We start from the raw sequence: 17,119 nt of genomic DNA, 5'->3' as shown, positions 1-17,119 counted from the left end.
TAAGTTCAGTTGTGTGTTAGGAGCACCCTAAAAAAATGGAACTGAATTTAGGTAATGTGTTTTAAACTTGGATATTGCCGGCTTCATGTTGCAAGATGAAAAGCCAGTCAAGCCAAGCTTATAACCTCATGGGCAGTTCCTATTCAGGTTTTTTCGATTAGTGAATTAATCGAAAAAATAGGTTTTATGTTGATACTTCTTAAGATTCATATCGGTTGGTAAAAGTTCCGGAAGGTTTCGGTGCAAAACTCCGGATCTGTGTTATTGGGCTTGGATGGAGCGCGAGACAGCGAAACCAGTGGGGAGGCTTTTGGGCCCGGATCTGCGTTATTAGGAAGAGTGCGGGAAGAAGAGGAAACGAGAGAATGACATATTTGTGTATTTTCAAACCTCGCATACTTAGTGTCGCGCTGGGCGGATGAAAGGCAATTGTCGGAGGGAATTTTATTCGCGGGATATTGGTGTTTTCAATAGGGGTTTGATATAAGTAGTCCCGGACGCAGGGGCGGCAGAAACCGGTTTTTTTTTGCGTCAAGAATGCCTCGATGGCTGATAAGTTAGAATAAAGCCAATTAATTATTCAAAAAAATGAGTGCTAAAGTTACTGTCATCGACCATCCTTTGATACAGCACAAGTTAACTCTAATGCGGCAAACTCAAACGAGCACGGCGAAATTTCGCCAATTGCTGAAAGAGATTGGAATGCTGCTCGCCTATGAAGTGACGCGAGATTTGCCGCTAAAATACGAACTAATAGAAACGCCGATCGCCAAAATGAATGCACCGGTGCTGGCTGCAGAAAAGAAAATTGTTATTATTTCGATTATGCGCGCGGGTCAGGGACTGTTAGATAGTATTTTAGAGCTGATTCCGTCTGCGAGGGTAGGACATATTGGTTTGTACCGCGATCCGACAACTCGCATGGCGATCGAATATTATTTCAAAGTTCCCCAGGATATTGAACAGCGAGATGTTTTAATTGTTGATCCGATGCTGGCTACTGGTAATTCAGCAGTGGCGGCAGTGGATAGGCTGAAAGAAGTTAATCCGAAGTCTATTAAATTTTTGTGTTTGCTGGCGGCACCGGAGGGAGTGGGGCACTTTCACGAACAACATCCTGACGTGCAGATTTATACGGCGGCAGTTGACGAGTGTTTGGACGAGCATGGCTATATTGTACCCGGACTGGGAGATGCGGGCGATCGACTTTACGGCACTATGTGAATTCAATAAAATTGTTTTCTGCTGTATATGTCAATACATTCATTTAAAAAAAAGTTTACTAACATAACTATTGGTTTGATAGTGCCATACAATGTAAATTGTAAGATTTTAATGTCAGGAAAAGCCTATATATAGCAAGGGTTGTAGGATTTTTTTTACATTAAATTCCTAAATCGCATTATCTCAATGTATTTACTGCATCTTATGGGGAAAATCTCTGCCTTTAGTGTAATTAATCGCAAACGGTTAGTTCATAAAATAGATGTATGATCCTAACCGTTTGCGATCGACTACTAACAATTCTTGGACGAGGAAAAAAGAATGGAGACTACAGCACAGAAAGAAGCCCCAACTCACTCTGTTGAGGAAGTGAAAATTCAGAATATCAACAGTTTGGAGTTTGAGCTTTGGGCTAAGGCCGTGAAACGGCAGATGATTGCAGCACTCTCTAAAAAGGGCGCGATTTGACATCTCTGGGTTTTTTGTGCGCCAGTGGTGTTAATTAGATTAACAAAATTTTTGTGTGCATTCTTGTCCGAGAGCGATAAGTGGGGAGGGGAAGAGTTTTGAGATTGCGCTGCTTTCGGAGTTACCGGAGGCGCAAAAGAAAGAATTTTCCTTTTTCCTAGTTTTGGACGTACAGATGGAAGGAAGCCGGGTTTTTTTACGAAAATACTTCTGTTGCAATCGGCAGAAATGGTAAAAAAACCCGGTTTCTTTGTGTCATATCGATTCCGGTTGCACTCCTCATGATGGTTGACTGTTGACTGTTAACTGTTGACTGTGAGTCAAAAAACTGAAAATTGCGTTGATATTTGTTGGCAGCTTCATTCGACTTTACGCCCGACGATGAAGCGCGGATTTGATCTCATTCCGGCGCAGCCGGATTTGATATCAAGAGTGCCTCCGGGACTGTTCTATATGCCGAAGGCTTTCTGCCAGATTACGATCGCTTGTCAACCGCCGCCAGCAAGCGCAGACTTCCATCTTGAACCTGCACTGCTTTCACCGTTCCCACAGCAACTCTTTGTTGACCGTTAGCCATCGCTACCTCAATCTTAATCTTGGGGTCAGCCTGCAATCCCAGCCGCCCCCACAGCCACTTGACTTGAGTAGCAGGAAAAGAGCGCACTTCTACATCTGAAAAAGGCGAATTAACCCAGCGGCTACCGTCGTAAAAACTCGCTACCTGCACCTGATACCAAACTTGTTCTCCCGCCAATTTTAACTCATTGTTCGGTTCTGGTTCCAGCCACTCAGCGGGATTGACACTGTTAATTAAAGTAGCAGAACCCATAATTTGACTTTTGTGGTCTTCTAGATTTTCAGCCTGAGAAACTGCTTCCTCAAGTTTGTTGACCAAATTCCGAATTCGACTTCTGGTTTCGCTGTCAGTATCTGATTGCTGGTCGAGCCAATTCATCGCCTCGCGAGTTCCGTCTTGAGAAGCTACAATCAGGGCGCCCCAAGCCTTGACATCGGCGTCAGCGGCATTCACTCTCAAGGCGGCGTCGATGCGGTTCCAGATCCGCCCGCCGTCATTTTTGAGGGTTGTGGCTATTTCGTGACTGTTACTCGGATCGGCTTCAAATACTTGCAAAGCTTCAGTCCAGCGGCCGTCGATCAATTCTGCGAGAACTTGTTGACCGGGACTGGCCCAAGATGCGATCGCCTGAGCCCGAGTAATTTTAGCGTGAAATTCGATCGTTTCTAGCTGAGCTTGCGCGACTGCTGGCCAATTTTTGCCAGCTTTCCCCTTCGCCACACGCATAACATTTAATGCTGGAGACCACAGCCCGCTTTTCGCGAGTCGCAGCCCATTTTTGTAAGTCTCGTCATTGAAAGCAATTTCTTCTAAAGAAATCGCCGTTAACTGAACGGGGTTCGGCAAAAATTTGCGCGGGCCAATTTGATAAAGGGTAAATTGTGGCTCTAAACCAACTGTTTGGTCGATCGCCAACTGGGGGTTTTCGCCCTTAACAATTTGCTGCCAATTCGGCGGTTGTCCGGCCGCACTCGCCCACTCCAACAGCGGCATTAAATGATTTTGGCTGGGGTTGTAGCGAACGACTTGTCCGTAGGGAATTTTCCTGTCGCCCCGCATTAGTTTACCGCTAACATTAAACCAAATGCCTGATGCGGGGGGCTTTCCGTCAAAGCGGCGCAGTTCTGTTAGGGGTAACGACTGATTCGAGGCTTGATTGTCAGATGTAGAGTCAGCTAAAGAAGCAATGACAAAAGATTCCGCAGGGCCTTCTACATTCACAGAACTTGCTAACTGAAAATACTGCTCTTTATCGGAACTGCGATCGGGAAGTTGCACTCGCTTGTACACCCGAAGTTCGACAATTTGACGGCAAGGATTTTTGCAAACAGTAGAAGCCTTAACAGTTCTTTCTACCATCACCGGCAATAGCAAATCGGAAATAGAATTATCGCGGGATTGATCGACGGGAAGCGGCAGGGGTTCTCCGGTTACGAATCCCAATTTGCGGACGCTGGCTTTGATTTGATCGAGAGTTTGGATCGAATCTCTGCTACCTGTAGGCAGGCGCGACCATTCCGGCACAAACTGAGAGATCAACCTGTTGCCATTGGGATCGACAATTAGCTGATAACTCAGCCAAGCGCCGCCTCCCATCAAAGCTGTACAGCCACCCAAGATGCTGAGGGCTGTCAAATTAGCTATCAGTCTTTTCCAGGGATATCTGGCGCGAGTTCGGGGAGTAGGTATTGGAAGCTGGGACTCTTGAAGATTTTTGGGGCGTCGGGTTTGGCGCCGCCGTCTTGTCGGAGGAGGAGCAACTTGGCGAGTTTCTGGGGGTTTGGCTCGATTTTTTGAGGGGTTAATTTTGTGTTCCATCATGCCATTTTAGAATTTAGATTTTAGAATTTAGAGTTTAAAATTGCAATAGCCGATCGTACTGCCGACCTATGATATCCCAAGTGTATTGGCTTTCCACGAGCGATCGAGCCCTGACAGAGAGCTCCTGTCTTAGCTGCTGATTTTCAAACAAACTGGCGATCGCCTCAACATACTCCTGAACTTTGTTCGCCCGCAAGGCCCTTATCAGTTGTGGGCCGCCATCGACGGCTAAACCCTCCAAACCTCGATCGCTAGCAACCACGGGAGTTCCCGCAGCCATCGCCTCCAAAGTTTTATTTTTAATCCCAAAACCAATCCGCATCGGCACCACACAAACAGCAGCTTGATGCAAATATTCTGCCACCCTTTGCACCCGGCCTACTACTTGAATTCCGGGAAGTTTCCCCAATGCGAGCACTTCCGGGACTGGCGAAGCCCCTACTAAGGTGAGGGTAGCATCGGGATAGCGCTGCTGCAAAGGCGGCAGTATTTGCAAACTCAGAAACCGCGCCGCGTCAATATTGGGCAAATTATTCATTGCGCCTGCAAAAATTAAGGTGTGTCCTCCCGGATCGATCGATCGGTAGGGAAATTCGGTCAAATCCACGCCGTTAGGAATTACATCAATGGGAGGTACAAAAAAATCTTGTTTTCCTCGCACTTGTACCCGAGGCGACAGCAATTCTAGGAGTTGCTCTCTGTCTGTGGATGTTGTCGCAACAATGCGGGAGAATTTGGAACAATAGCGTTTTTCGTAGCGGGCGAGTAGCGGTAAATTTAGTCGATCGCGCAGGGGTTTTTCCGAGGTGCCGGTTGCTAACATTTCCCTGCAAGTTCCCCAAACGGAACTGTGAATGTTTGCCACTGTCAGCAGTTTTTGCCGCCATTCTGGACGCACGTAAATCTCGTTAACGCTGTGCTCGCAGGTGACAGCATCGCATTTGCCTGCTGTTACCAATTCGTCTGCCCAATTCTGCATTGCTTGGGAGTAGCTTGAGAGTACGTTCGGAGGCGTCCCGGACAACAAAAATCGACCGAATCTGTGGAATTTTCCTATTATTTCAGAGAACCCCCCCTCAGTCCCCCCCTTGTTAAGGGGGGCTGTTTCATTATCCGTAGGGGCCGTGCCCCCGTGCCGGCCCTCTTGGTCGGATCTGCCGATCGAATCGTCTAGGTCGGGGGTAGGCACGGGGGCACTACCCCTACAAAATTCATGTTTTTGGTGAGAATGAAACAGCCATGCCTGGTTAAGGGGGGGAGGCAAAAAATCCCCATCGGGTTCTGGATCGAGTCTTAGCCCCCCCTTAATAAGGGGGGGTTGGGGGGGTAATCGCGGGTTGGGAAAAACTGCTAATTCTGTGACTTGCTGGCGCAATGTGTCGATTTGTGCATCGGTGACATCGGGCGATCGTACAGTGCCGAGAATTACATGATGTCGCCGGCTCAAGTATTGTAATAAATTAAACGTCCTTACCTGAGTTCCTCCGCGGCTTGGCGGATAGGGAAAAGTCGAGGAAAGCATCAAAATCTTCATGGGATGTGGAATAAATAAAGTTGCCGCTTGCGCGATAAAATTGATTGATTAAATCTTTTTAACAATCTTCGCATTTATGGACGAATTATCTCTTAAGGCGCTGCTCGAAGACTTGAAAAAGCCCGACCAAAGCGTGCGCGATCGGGCAACTACAGAACTCTGGCACACTTGGTTTAACCAGAAAGGTGACTATGGGATGCAAATTCTCAGGCGATCGCAAGTTTCGTTAGATGCAGGCGATGTTCACCACGCTTTGGATTTGCTGACGAATCTGATTGCGGAAGCGCCGGATTTTGCTGAAGCTTGGAACCGACGCGCCGTACTTCACTATACCCAAGGAAATTATAAAAAGTCGATCCACGACTGCGAAATCGTCCTCAAACTGAACCCGGTGCATTTTGGGGCGTTGCACGGTCTGGGTTTGTGCTACGCTGCCTTGGGAGAATACCTAAATGCTATTCAAGCTTTTCGCCGCGCTTTGGAAATTCAACCGTTTGCTTTGGTGAATCAAAAGTTAATTCTCGAATGTACGGCTCGTTTGAGTTAAAATACATAGGGCATTGGGCATTGGGCATTGGGCATTGGTGGTTCTTTTCTCTGGACTGAATTGCAAAATTCTTCGACGATTTCTAATCTAAAATAGTATAAATTTGTGCCGAAAATTAGCGTTTGCATTCCTACTTGCAATCGAGTGCATCTACTGGCTTGTGCGATCGCCAGCGTCTTAGCTCAAACTTATACAGATTTTGAATTAATTATCTGTGATGACGGTTCTACTGACAGCACTCCACTATTGATGTCGGAATTTGTCGATCGCGGGATTCGCTACATTCGCCACCCACAGAATATCGGCAAGAGTAATAATATGCGATCGGGCTTTGCGGCGGCAAGGGGCGAATATTTTATCAAGTTTGACGATGACGATCGCCTGAGCGCGCAATTTTTAGAGCGGACATCTGCTATTTTAGATAAAGACTCCAGCATTGATTTTGTCAGTACCGATCACTGGGTGATCGACATGAACAATTATATTGATGAAAACCAGACGAAACTGAATTCGCAGCGGTGGGGCCGCACCGAGTTATCGGCTGGAATTATTGAAGATTTGCTATCTGCTGTTTTTCTCAGACAAAGTTTGCAAATAGGGGCGACTCTGTTTCGGCGCCGCGCCCTGGAAGAAGTTGGATTTCTGCGGCCGAATTTGCAAAATTGCGAAGATAACGATTTGTTTGTGAGACTTGCGATTGCTGGCAAAAAGTGCTATTACTTGCCGGAGCTGTTGATGGAGTATCGAGTTCATGCAGGACAGCAAGGAGTCGATCGGGCAATTCCGTATTTAAGCGATAAATTGCGCTATTTGACGGGCTACGAGTTTGAGTCGGAGAAGTTGGAAACAGTCAGGCTCAAAAGGATTGCAGAAACTCAATTAGCGCTAGGTTTGCGACTGATTGAAGTGGGTGAAACTCAAAAAGGGCGCCTGATGGTGCGAGCTGGAAAGTCTGTTTCTGAGGCGAAAATGTGGGCGGGTTTGGGATTGTCGCTGCTGCCCGTCGAGTTGCGTCCAAGGGCGTTTGAGTTCGTGCGGGAGTTGTTGAAACGGGAGTTGTAAAGGCGTAGGATTTCCACAGAATAACCGGCCGTTTCAACCGCCAAGTCTGATTACTTTCACAATACTCCTGACTCTAATTGGTCTAGATAGATAAACTCAGGAGCTTTAACTCCCGCTTCTTCTCTAATTTTAACCAGTCTAGGCGAGTCAAAAAACGCCCTAGCATCTGCGATTGATGTCCACGCGGAGAAATGAACAATTTTGTTGGGTTCATTTTCATACTTCAAGACTTGATACGAACGCTCGCCCGCTTCTTTTCGGATGCTTTCAGCACGATCAAATACCTTTTTCCAAGCTTCATATTTTTCTACTTCATGAATAATTAAGACATACTGCATAGTAATCAGCTTCTCTGATAATTTCAAAACTTCAATGGTTCGGTTTACTCCTCCTCTCCCTCAGCATTTTCCTCTTTAAATCCCAACCACAAAAGTATTACCTGTTCTACTTCGAGCATTTTCTCGGATGTCAGACTTCCCAATTTGCGTAGAAGCTTTGCATGAGGAATTGTAATCATATTTTGTACGTCAAATACTCCTTCTCGGAGGAACTTATTTTTGACTTTCGCCTCAAATCTTGAACCGCTTAGACTTGTTGTATGTGGCACTAGGGATCGCGAATTAAATAACTTACAATTTTAATTGTTATTGTGGGATGGGCGTCCCGCCCGTCCTTTTTGGACGGGCGGGACGCCCATCCCACAATCTTGTGGAAGTTATTTAATTCTCATTCCTAGAGTCGCTAATGCCCGGTCTTGATTTAGAGCAGGAATACTCACGACCAAACATGGTCTAACTTTCGCAGTATAACCTAGATCGACTAACCAGATTTCACCACGCTCTGGACTATTCATATACGGATTCTTCCTCATCTAGCTCTAGAAAAAGTCCCTCAGCATTGAGAACTAAATCGTCATCAGATAGGGGCGGGAAGTCTAAATAAACAGTCCGTTTCAAAATTTCCAATACCAAATCTAACCGCTCTGAGTCTGTTAATCGCTCAAAGGTATTCAAAAGTTCTTCTACTAAAATAGTCATAGCTTTTTCCCTAGACTTGCTTATAGCATAGCACAGGTTTTAAGTAGACCAACCTCAAAAAACATAACAGCCAGCTCCCCGCAGCACTTTAAGGCTGCGGGGTTCTAACATCGATCGCGCTTTCCACTAAAGTAGTAAACAGTGCCCGATCTAAGTTTTTCCTAAATATCGTGTCTATATTTTCTGAAGTTCCGACTGTGTGGCTGCAAATTTCCCTCGTGGGAGTCTGGCTGGGCTTGATTTTACTGGTAGCTGAAGGGTTAAATCGCTTTACTTCTGTCGATCCTGAAGTATCGCGGAAGGTGGTGCACATGGGTAGTGGAAATGTGATTTTGCTGGCGTGGTGGCTGGAAATACCCGGTTGGGTGGGGATTTCGGCGGGGGTTTTAGCAGGCGCGATCGCCCTAATTTCTTACCAAGTTCCGATTTTGCCCAGTCTTAACAGTATCAACCGCAAGAGTTTGGGGACTTTTTTCTATGCTGTTAGTATCAGCGTTCTCGTGGCTTGGTTTTGGCCGCTGCAACATCAGGAGTACGCTGCTTTGGGCATTTTAGTCATGACTTGGGGCGACGGATTGGCTGCTGTCATCGGCCAGAAATACGGCAAACATATTTATCGAGTTGGGGGAATTCAGAAGAGTTGGGAAGGTTCTGCAACTATGTATTTGGTGAGTTTTGCTGTTAGCAGTTTGATTTTGCTGGCGGTTCAAGGCAATATTTGGCAAACTTGGGCTGTGTCTGCTGTTGTAGCTTTAGTTGCTGCTACTTTGGAGTCGGTTTCCAAGCTGGGAATTGACAATCTCACTGTACCGATCGGCAGTGGGGCGATCGCCTTTTTCCTAAATCAATTTTTGATGATTGGTAATGTGTAATCTGAACTTCCCCCCACGGGTGGCGTTGCTGGATACAGCTATGAATAATTCAAGATTCCGCAATTGCTATAAGCCAAGTATGGTGAGTTTTGTAACATCAAGCTAAAAAGTAATTCATACCGTGAATCAACAACACCAATTATCAATTGTCTAAGTCCCGTTAAAGCAGCCGACGTGCTTGTAAAATTTGTTGTTGCCATTGCTCGAAAGCGGGGATTTTTGAGCGATCGTCTGTTGGAAACATCGCCCTTATTTGCTCCATCAGCTCGATCGCCAGCGGTACGCCAAGCTGCAATTGTTCCAAGACATCCCGCTGAGCAAAAACGCTTTCCGGTGTTCCTTCTAAAATCAATTTTCCTCGATCCATTACAAACACCCAATCAGCCCAGCGGTAGATGAAATCGAGGTCGTGACTTGCTAAAAGAATAGTGGTTCCGGCGCCGTGAATTTGTTGAAGTAAACCGATCAGTTGTCGGGTGTGACGCGGATCGAGATAGGCGGTAGGTTCATCTAGCAGGAGTAGTTTGGGCTTGAGAATCATGATATCGGCGATGGAAACCCGCTTTTTCTGGCCCAAACTGAGATTGTGAATTGGTTCGCGGGCGAGTTCGCTTAGATCGAATTGCTCGATCGCCTGCTGTACCTGTTGAGCAATTTCGGATTCTCTCAAGCCTAAATTGTACAATCCATAGGAAATATCTTCTTCTACCGTCGAAGCTACTAATTGATGTTCGGGATTTTGAAAGACAAGTCCGATTTGTTGGCGCAGTTGCATCAAAGATTTGCGATCGTAGCGAAAGGGTTTACCTTGCCAGCTAATGATTCCCTGTTGCGGTTGATATAAGCCATTTGCTAACAGAAAAAAGGTAGTTTTGCCACAGCCATTTTGACCGATAAGCCCGCAGCGTTTCCCAGCGGGGACTTTGAGATTTAAACCCTGAATTGCCACTCGCGAACCGCAGGGATAGGAGTAGGAAGTGCCAGCGAATTCTAGAATTGGGCATTGGGCATTGGGCATTGGGCATTGGGCATTGGGCATTGGTTATTGGTTATTGGTTATTTGTTATTGGTTATATCAATTCCGGTTGCACTTTTTATGATATGTCGGACACGGGAGTGCCGTTTCCCTACCGGGATTAATTGTAGGGACATAGCACTGCCGTGTCCTGACTGTGGGTAACATTAATTCCGATGCTACCGGATTTGATATTATTGGTTATTTGTTAGATCGTATCCGGTGGATTACCATAATAAAATTGGTTCGTAGTAAGGACTTTAGTCCTGATTAAGAAAGGATTCTTCATCCTCACTACAAACTTATGAGGGTTAGTTTGTATCAGCGTTTATCTGGTTCTAGTAGCTGCCAAAGTTGCATTTCATAACAGAGATGTTGCTCAAAAAGTTGGCCCGCCTCCAATCCTTCAACCACCAGCTTCTTGAACCAGCGACGAAATATCCAGCGCAGGAATTTGTGGACGGGGGGAACTGCGATCGCAATCAAATCTGCAACATAGATCATCGTATTCAGTCCATATCGGCGGAAAGTATCGACATACAAATCGATTGTTGGCAAAATATGGGCGGAAATATCCTCAGTTTTTACTAAAGTGAATCCAGCTTGCTTTAATGCTGCATGAAGTTCCGTAACAACATGACAATTAGAGAACATTCCCTCTTTATAATTAGCATCAGATCGCAGCATATCAGCCAGCAAAACATAACCGCCGGGATTGAGGATTTTGGCGGCACCGTTAGCAATATCAACAGCCGACATATACTGGCTACTTTCGCTAAAGAGAATAAGATCGTAGAAATGGGTTGCTTTGAAGTCTTCAAACCTCGTGAGGTGGAAGATTGCCCGATCGCCCGTACACTTAAGAAAGCGCTGTTGTTGGAACGGATCGGGTGCGAGCCCTTCGACTGCAAAACCTCGATCGAGCAAATAAGCCGCATTTCCGCCAATCCCGCAACCCACATCGAGTATCGTATGAGTGCCTTTGGGGATTGCATCTAACAGTTTTACAGTATAAGCTTGCTGAGCGAGGCGCAATCGTGCGATCGTTAGTTCGTCAGCGGGTACAGGTAGGGTTTCCCAATAGCCGTAGTGAAGGTAGGGCGAATCTGTCAGGCCCAAATAGTAATTAAGGGCTGCATTTTGGTAGCGAGTTACCTTGGAAATTTCGATGGATTTTGGCTGCGGCATTCGGAAAATTTAGTAAGTTTTAGGATTTCGGGCAGAGTTGAAATTCTTCCCAGCGCTTGCATACTTGTTCATAGCACTCCACAGGAGAAATTGCCAACTTTTGCAACAAATTGATATCAATCTGACCGTTGGCGATCGACAAAAATATAATTGCTTCCTTGGGTTCGTAGCTATCAATGATAGAGAGCAGATTGGAAACAGTGTTTTCCTCTAGTTCTAGTTGTTGCAAATAAACGGTTGCCTCCAAGTCGGAAATAAATTGCAGATCGTACTTGATAGTATCTACGCTCCAATTCACAGAACCGTTAATGGGAGTATTGATTTTGCACGCAACCAAGCCTCGTCCTCGATTCAAAAAGCCATTCCAAGCAGTATGTCCGATCGGCAAAATATTCTGGTGAATAAACAAGTTTTGCCAGTAGCCAAAACTACCCTGCCAAACACTATCTTCGATTCGCATTTCTTTTCCATTAAAATAAGATACGCTTCCGAACCCAGAGCGAATTATATCAGCGTTCATCTGTGTTTATCTGCTGATATCTGCGGTTAAAAAAACCCAATCCCATAATAAAAAAAATAATAAACTCACCATCATCCATACCTCGCAGATGAAAAACATGATTGTAAACAAATCGGCGGGCATCCTGACTCAGAGATGCAATGATCTCATTACAGTTGCGGGACAGCGCCGGATTCGCACCGAACTTTCCCCCTTACGTCTGATGGCTGTTCTCCATCAGAGCCGATCGATATACGGGGATATTACCACTATTTGGGAGATTTGACAAAAAAGCGTCCGCCTATTCACCAAACTCAATATTTTCATACAAATCTGCAAGCGAAATTTCCACAGCAACAGATGTTAAACTCAGCCGATCGCCCATACAGCTATATTCCGAAAAAATCCACTTATTCGCATCAGTTTTAGAATATTGCTCCACCTGTAGCCGATATTGGTCGATTAATAAATACTCCTGAAAACTAGGAATACTGCGATAGGCAGCAAACTTTTCATCGCGGTCATAAGCTTTGGTACCTTTAGACAGCACCTCAGCAATTAGCAGCGGATTGGTAATTGTATCCGTCCGTCCAGATTGCAGCTCGATCGGGCGCGCTACCACCATCACATCCGGGTAAGTATAATTATTAAGCTGCGGAACCCAAAGCCGCTGATCCGAACTAAAAGTCCGATATGGTTTCCCTTTTAACGCCAGTTTCAGCGCAACAACTAAATTAGTGGTAATTTCATTGTGATCCGGTGTGCCGCCAGCCATCAGAACAATCTCCCCATTGATAAATTCATGCCGATCCAGAGAATTGATTTCTAATTCTAGATATTCCTCAGCGGTGTAGGTTTTGGTTTCAACTTGCGCGATCATACACAACGCTCTCCTTTAATCTACTCATTTCATTTTATCTTAAAAATTTGGCTAATTCAACAGAAAAGTAGATTTTAATCATGCTAAGAAACAGGCAAGATGCCTGTTCCACAAAGAGGGAATTTTTTTGTAGGGCGTGAGTTTGGCATCAAGAACAGGCAAGATGCCTGTTCCACAAAGATTGAATTTTCTTGGGGGGAGTAGGGGTTGGGCATCTTTCCCGCCCGTGCGATCGCACTTAACAAACTTACCGCAACGGGACAAAGTTATAGCCAGTGCTTCCTCCTTGTTTAACTTGCACTAAAATCGGCTTACCAGCCCGATCGCCCGTGGGCAAAAACTTCACATCCTCGCTTGATCCTGCTGTCGAAAAACTCGCATTTCTGAGTGCTTGTTGCAATCCTTCCCGCGTATTGCTTTGCCGCAAGCCAGCGATCACAGCTTGAGTCGCGTCAAAACTCGTTGCTGTTCGCCAATTCACAATGCCTCCCCAACGCTGGCGGGCATTTTCTGGGAAACGGCTACCGGGATTAGTTTCAGGATGCCAGGGAACGGGCAAAACAAGCCCGTCAACGTCTTTTTGTCCGTCTTTTAAAGTTTGAAAGGTGTAGAGCGTAGTGCTGCCGTAGAGTGGCAATTTGCCTCGATTGCTGCGAGCCAGAGAAATCGCACGGTCAATGCGATCGATGTGGGGCGCTACCATCAATCCTTGTGCACCTTTGCTGACAGCATCGGCGATCGCACTTTCGGGATTAAAAGAGGGTAACGAAAAGTCGCAAACAGTAGGAACTAATTTGCCTCCAGCAGCAGTAATATCTGCCACAAATTCATCTTTAAATGATATGTTATCCGGTGCTTGGGAGTCATAACAAATGGCAATATTAGTTTTGCCGGCTGTTTTAACTGCATATTCTGCTAATGGAGCAGCCATTAAGCTAATATTGGGTACTGTGCGAAAGATGTAGCTGCCAAATCCTGATAGATTATTGGCAAAGCTCGTCGGTGTCACCATTACCAGTTTTTCTTGCTGATAGATCGGAGCAGCTTCGAGAGATGCGTTGCTAGCATTGTGTCCAATTACTGCCAGTATACTCGAATCTTTTGTCAATGTCCTTGCAACTTCTCTGACCACTTCTGGACTATTGTCATCGTTGACAATTTCTACTTGCAGTTTTGCGCCATTGATGCCACCGCTAGTATTGATTTCATCCTGAGCTTGGGCAACACCCCGGAGGATTTCTTGGGCAACATTGGGGTTGCTACCAATGGGGACGCTGACAGCAATTTTCAAGGAAGAACCATTGCTTGCTGTGGCATTATTCAAATAGATAAGGGTTTCCGGGTCGTTGCGATTTTGTTGCAGCGATTTCTCAAAAGATTCGCCTGCCGCTTGGTAATTTCCCTCAGAAAAAGCTTGAACTCCTGCTTGTTTGTCAGGTGTTGTTTGGGATGTCACCAATATCTGATTTCCTAAACTGATGCGATTGGCGATCGCTCCCGATGCGATCGTTGCCGGTGTAGATGTAGATGTAGGTGTATTTGCAGTTTTCGCTTTCAATAAACCGGGAATAAACTTGTATGCGCCCAACCCAATTAAGCCGAGGGCAACAATAAAAACAATGGGCGGGGGGCTGTTTTTTTTGTTAGTATCTTGATACATGATTTTTTCTCTTTATTTTGATACTGTCATTATTCATTCAATTACTGTTCACGTCAATTCATATAATTCATTAATTAAGTTCATAAAAGTCATATTTGTAATAGCTGTTGCAGGAAGTGCGATCGCCCTGATTCAAATCCGACCCGCTAAACTAACGAGAATACGAGAATTATCAACAATATTTCTGGACGCGCGGGTGCTCAGAAACCGGGTTTTTTGCGAGAATACTTGGTTACAACCCGCAGATTCTGTAAAAACCCGGTTTCTTTGATTGTGATGCGTAACTCCCGTTGATATTAACCACCACCACCACCGCCACCGCCACCACCGCCACCGCCACCACCACCGCCACCACCGCCACCACCACCACTATCGCTGCTAGTGCTAATGACTGAAATTACTTCTTCGTACTCGCGATGGTAAGAGCAGTTTCGACAGTGGTGGGTAACTTGCCGCTTTCCTAAACTGCTAGTAGTTGCAGGAATCAAAACTTGATGAGTCCGTTGGAGCTTGAATGTTTTGCACTCAGGGCAGCGTCGTTGTGCAATGAATATGGCAATTGCTATAATGGGGAAAAACAGGTACCAAGTCATATAAAAAAATTGAGATTGGTTGCCAGTTTGTTGCCAACCAGGTTGAGGTATATTCAAAATCGCCTGGGGAAATGCAATCTGCACTTCTAATTCTTGTTCCGGTGGAATAGGCTGACTTGCAACAAATTCAAATGTTTTAGGATCTACTTGACGCGGAACTGCTGCTGCACCAAAATTCGTAAACGATACAACTTTCCCTGACAAAGCATCTGGTAATTGCACCCTAACTTTTCCCGTATTAATCGGCGCTTTGCGACCTGCCGCAATGGCTTTCCAATAAACTAGAGTCTTCTCACCATCTAGCTGCAATCCACCTACCACGCGATATTTGATGACAAAAGTATGTGAGTCTGGCGGTTTTAATTCATGTTGCCAACGAATCCAAAGTTCATTGTTTTCAATTCCCGTGCTACTCGGAATTATTTGATTATTTTCTTGAACGATGACATCTTTAATTTCATCTACCTTACCTAGAGGAATATAGCGATATCGTTCTGTGTTGTAGTCGGCTGTGAACACATATTTTTGGGTTTCTGTAACTAACATATCTCCGTTAGTCTGAACGTCGATTAGAACGTTAATATTCTCCCAGTAGAACGGTAGTTGTTGGGCGGATGAATGAGTTACTGTTACTAACAATAGGCTTAATGAAGCCATTAACAAAAAAAATAGTTTCTTGAGGATTCGTTTATTTATCATAGGATTTCCACAAGATAAGTGTTGACTACAATTATTCAACACTTATCTTGTGGAGTCAATTCATTAAATTCATTAATTATGTTCATAAAAGTCATATTTTCCGTCCGGTAGTCCGGCAGGGAATGAATTCCCTGCCTCAAAGCTAAAGTCCTCGCTATGAGGACTGATGAGTTCTTGAGTCCTCATAGCGAGGACTTTAGCTATTAGACAGGGGTTTCAACCCCTGGCGGACTCACGGGATGACTAACGGACTTGGCCGGCTGACAGCTTAAGTTGACACCTATGGGCACTGCCGTCTCCTAATTTCTTTTCAACTTTGAAATACCGCACTTAACAAAGTTAAAAACGTACATCCAAACACCGCTTCCAATGTATATCTTCGCGAAGGTTTATAAGGGTAAGAATTCCAAACGCGCAGTTCTCCATTAAAGCCGCGCGACGCTAAACTCAACGAAACTTGACGGTAGTTTTCCAAAGTTCGCTGAAGCAATTGCCCGATTAAAATGCTTAAACTCTGCATTCCCCGCTTCCAAGTGCGATAGCCACAGCGCGAGTTTTGTGCTATCCAAAGTTCATCGGCGATCGCCAATAAGCTAAAAATAAACCGATACATTAGTAATAGCAGTTCTGTGACTAACTCTGGACAGCGTAATTGTCTGAGAATCTGCAAGATTTCTGTAAATGGAACCGTCAAGAGGATGAAGTACATACAGCTTGTCGATGCGAAGGCGCGGGCAAATAGCAAGCTCACTTGGTATATCCCCGTGCGGCTCACATACAGATAAAAAGTGCCGATGCTAATCCCCCAACCTTGCCAAATATCCCACTGAATTTCCTGGATACGATCGCCCGCAACCGCACCCATCGCCAAAGCAGGCAAACTTGTCAGCAAAAACATCAACGGTAGCGACAACAACCGCAAATACAGTTTCCCCGGAATACCCGCATAGACGACGATCCAGACGGCCAACCACAGGCCGATCGACAATTGGACGATCGCCCCAGAAACTAGAGACAGAATTAAAAGGGCGATCGCAAAGGATAACTTGTGGATTGGCGGCAACCCCCGCAAGCGATTGGTATAAGCCAGACTATCAATCTGATGGTTCATTCCGACGATTTATGATCAGACTGCTGCCGAGATTGCGATCGGCCTTTATACAACCCAATGACGTACCCAACTACGCCAGCCCCCATCGCCGCTTGAGACGCAAACAATAGACTGGAAATTTCGCTGCTAGCCGGCTCAAACAAGTGATTGAACCAAGGTTTATAACCCGGTTGAATTTCAGTAATTGCTTTCTTAGCTTGGTCATCGGCACCGCCATATTCACCCCGCACAAAAACGAGAGGAAACGCTGCCAGAACAATCACAGCGCCAGCCAACAGCCAATTTTGTCGCGAAGTAGATTGGTGATTTTTTGTAGTTTTTTGACTCACGGC

Annotated in this window: 19 protein-coding genes and 1 riboswitch; of the genes, 5 read left to right on the top strand and 14 right to left on the bottom strand. The window is 45.5% G+C overall.

Going from position 1 to position 17,119, the window contains the following annotated elements:
• The first annotated feature begins 588 nt into the window (after positions 1–588).
• Both upp and QUB12_RS14625 read left to right on the top strand, forming a co-directional pair.
• The gene (gene upp / locus QUB12_RS14630; protein ID WP_333147071.1) at positions 589–1,224 is read left to right on the top strand and encodes a uracil phosphoribosyltransferase; all 636 of its coding nucleotides are present in this window, start codon (positions 589–591) and stop codon (positions 1,222–1,224) included.
• A gap of 321 nt (positions 1,225–1,545) precedes the next feature.
• The gene (locus tag QUB12_RS14625) at positions 1,546–1,692 is read left to right on the top strand and encodes a hypothetical protein (protein ID WP_333147073.1); all 147 of its coding nucleotides are present in this window, start codon (positions 1,546–1,548) and stop codon (positions 1,690–1,692) included.
• 475 nt (positions 1,693–2,167) lie between these two features.
• Here the strand turns inward: QUB12_RS14625 and QUB12_RS14620 are convergent, their stop codons facing one another.
• Both QUB12_RS14620 and QUB12_RS14615 read right to left on the bottom strand, forming a co-directional pair.
• Positions 2,168–4,090, bottom strand: coding sequence for a hypothetical protein (locus QUB12_RS14620; RefSeq protein WP_333147075.1), 1,923 nt, complete (start codon positions 4,088–4,090; stop codon positions 2,168–2,170).
• 34 nt (positions 4,091–4,124) lie between these two features.
• Positions 4,125–5,624, bottom strand: coding sequence for a glycosyltransferase family 4 protein (locus QUB12_RS14615; protein ID WP_333147077.1), 1,500 nt, complete (start codon positions 5,622–5,624; stop codon positions 4,125–4,127).
• Between the two features lie 76 nt (positions 5,625–5,700).
• On the opposite strand from QUB12_RS14615, the gene QUB12_RS14610 reads away from it, so the two are divergent.
• The gene (locus tag QUB12_RS14610) at positions 5,701–6,171 is read left to right on the top strand and encodes a tetratricopeptide repeat protein (RefSeq protein ID WP_333147079.1); all 471 of its coding nucleotides are present in this window, start codon (positions 5,701–5,703) and stop codon (positions 6,169–6,171) included.
• A gap of 105 nt (positions 6,172–6,276) precedes the next feature.
• Positions 6,277–7,233: a glycosyltransferase gene (locus QUB12_RS14605; RefSeq protein ID WP_333147081.1), complete on the top strand. Its 957-nt coding sequence runs from the start codon at positions 6,277–6,279 to the stop codon at positions 7,231–7,233.
• Between the two features lie 56 nt (positions 7,234–7,289).
• Here QUB12_RS14605 and QUB12_RS14600 read toward each other — a convergent pair whose 3' ends face one another.
• The 4 genes from QUB12_RS14600 to QUB12_RS14585 form a co-directional block, all read right to left on the bottom strand.
• Entirely contained in the window at positions 7,290–7,571 is a 282-nt protein-coding gene (locus QUB12_RS14600; protein ID WP_333301110.1) for an antibiotic biosynthesis monooxygenase, read from the bottom strand.
• 44 nt (positions 7,572–7,615) lie between these two features.
• Positions 7,616–7,840, bottom strand: a complete 225-nt coding sequence (locus QUB12_RS14595) for a hypothetical protein (RefSeq protein ID WP_333147085.1) — start codon at positions 7,838–7,840, stop codon at positions 7,616–7,618.
• Between the two features lie 108 nt (positions 7,841–7,948).
• Positions 7,949–8,086 (bottom strand): type II toxin-antitoxin system PemK/MazF family toxin, encoded by a 138-nt coding sequence (locus QUB12_RS14590; RefSeq protein WP_333307271.1) that lies wholly within the window; start codon positions 8,084–8,086, stop codon positions 7,949–7,951.
• Positions 8,079–8,270, bottom strand: a complete 192-nt coding sequence (locus QUB12_RS14585; protein ID WP_333144515.1) for a hypothetical protein — start codon at positions 8,268–8,270, stop codon at positions 8,079–8,081. The genes QUB12_RS14590 and QUB12_RS14585 overlap by 8 nt, the downstream gene beginning before the upstream one ends.
• A gap of 170 nt (positions 8,271–8,440) precedes the next feature.
• Here QUB12_RS14585 and QUB12_RS14580 point away from each other — a divergent pair, with 170 nt between their 5' ends.
• Positions 8,441–9,142, top strand: a complete 702-nt coding sequence (locus QUB12_RS14580) for a diacylglycerol/polyprenol kinase family protein (RefSeq protein ID WP_333307269.1) — start codon at positions 8,441–8,443, stop codon at positions 9,140–9,142.
• A 160-nt stretch (positions 9,143–9,302) separates the two neighbouring features.
• On the opposite strand, the gene QUB12_RS14575 is transcribed toward QUB12_RS14580, so the two are convergent.
• The 8 genes from QUB12_RS14575 to QUB12_RS14540 form a co-directional block, all read right to left on the bottom strand.
• Entirely contained in the window at positions 9,303–10,181 is an 879-nt protein-coding gene (locus QUB12_RS14575; protein WP_333307267.1) for an ABC transporter ATP-binding protein, read from the bottom strand.
• A 297-nt stretch (positions 10,182–10,478) separates the two neighbouring features.
• Positions 10,479–11,345 carry a methyltransferase domain-containing protein gene (locus QUB12_RS14570; RefSeq protein ID WP_333307265.1) on the bottom strand — a complete coding sequence of 289 codons (867 nt, stop codon included), beginning with the start codon at positions 11,343–11,345 and terminating at the stop codon, positions 10,479–10,481.
• A 19-nt stretch (positions 11,346–11,364) separates the two neighbouring features.
• Positions 11,365–11,865, bottom strand: a complete 501-nt coding sequence (locus tag QUB12_RS14565) for a hypothetical protein (protein ID WP_333307263.1) — start codon at positions 11,863–11,865, stop codon at positions 11,365–11,367.
• Positions 11,866–11,962: 97 nt separating this feature from the next.
• Positions 11,963–12,107, bottom strand: a riboswitch (cobalamin riboswitch).
• Between the two features lie 38 nt (positions 12,108–12,145).
• Complete coding sequence (locus QUB12_RS14560) at positions 12,146–12,724, bottom strand: Uma2 family endonuclease (RefSeq protein ID WP_333307261.1); 579 nt, start codon at positions 12,722–12,724, stop codon at positions 12,146–12,148.
• Between the two features lie 247 nt (positions 12,725–12,971).
• Complete coding sequence (locus tag QUB12_RS14555; RefSeq protein WP_333144521.1) at positions 12,972–14,384, bottom strand: ABC transporter substrate-binding protein; 1,413 nt, start codon at positions 14,382–14,384, stop codon at positions 12,972–12,974.
• Positions 14,385–14,680: 296 nt separating this feature from the next.
• A complete protein-coding gene (locus QUB12_RS14550; RefSeq protein ID WP_333307259.1) occupies positions 14,681–15,676 on the bottom strand; it encodes a DUF2207 domain-containing protein in 996 nt (331 codons plus the stop codon).
• Positions 15,677–15,986: 310 nt separating this feature from the next.
• A complete protein-coding gene (cbiQ, locus tag QUB12_RS14545; RefSeq protein WP_333307257.1) occupies positions 15,987–16,787 on the bottom strand; it encodes a cobalt ECF transporter T component CbiQ in 801 nt (266 codons plus the stop codon).
• Positions 16,784–17,116: an energy-coupling factor ABC transporter substrate-binding protein gene (locus QUB12_RS14540; RefSeq protein WP_333144526.1), complete on the bottom strand. Its 333-nt coding sequence runs from the start codon at positions 17,114–17,116 to the stop codon at positions 16,784–16,786. The genes cbiQ and QUB12_RS14540 overlap by 4 nt, the downstream gene beginning before the upstream one ends.
• Between the last annotated feature and the right edge of the window lie 3 nt (positions 17,117–17,119).

It is taken from the genome of Microcoleus sp. B7-D4, from assembly GCF_036705125.1.
Classification (GTDB): domain Bacteria; phylum Cyanobacteriota; class Cyanobacteriia; order Cyanobacteriales; family Microcoleaceae; genus Microcoleus.
Note: the sequence above shows the minus strand (reverse complement) of the source record. Positions and strands in the feature narration are given on the sequence as shown.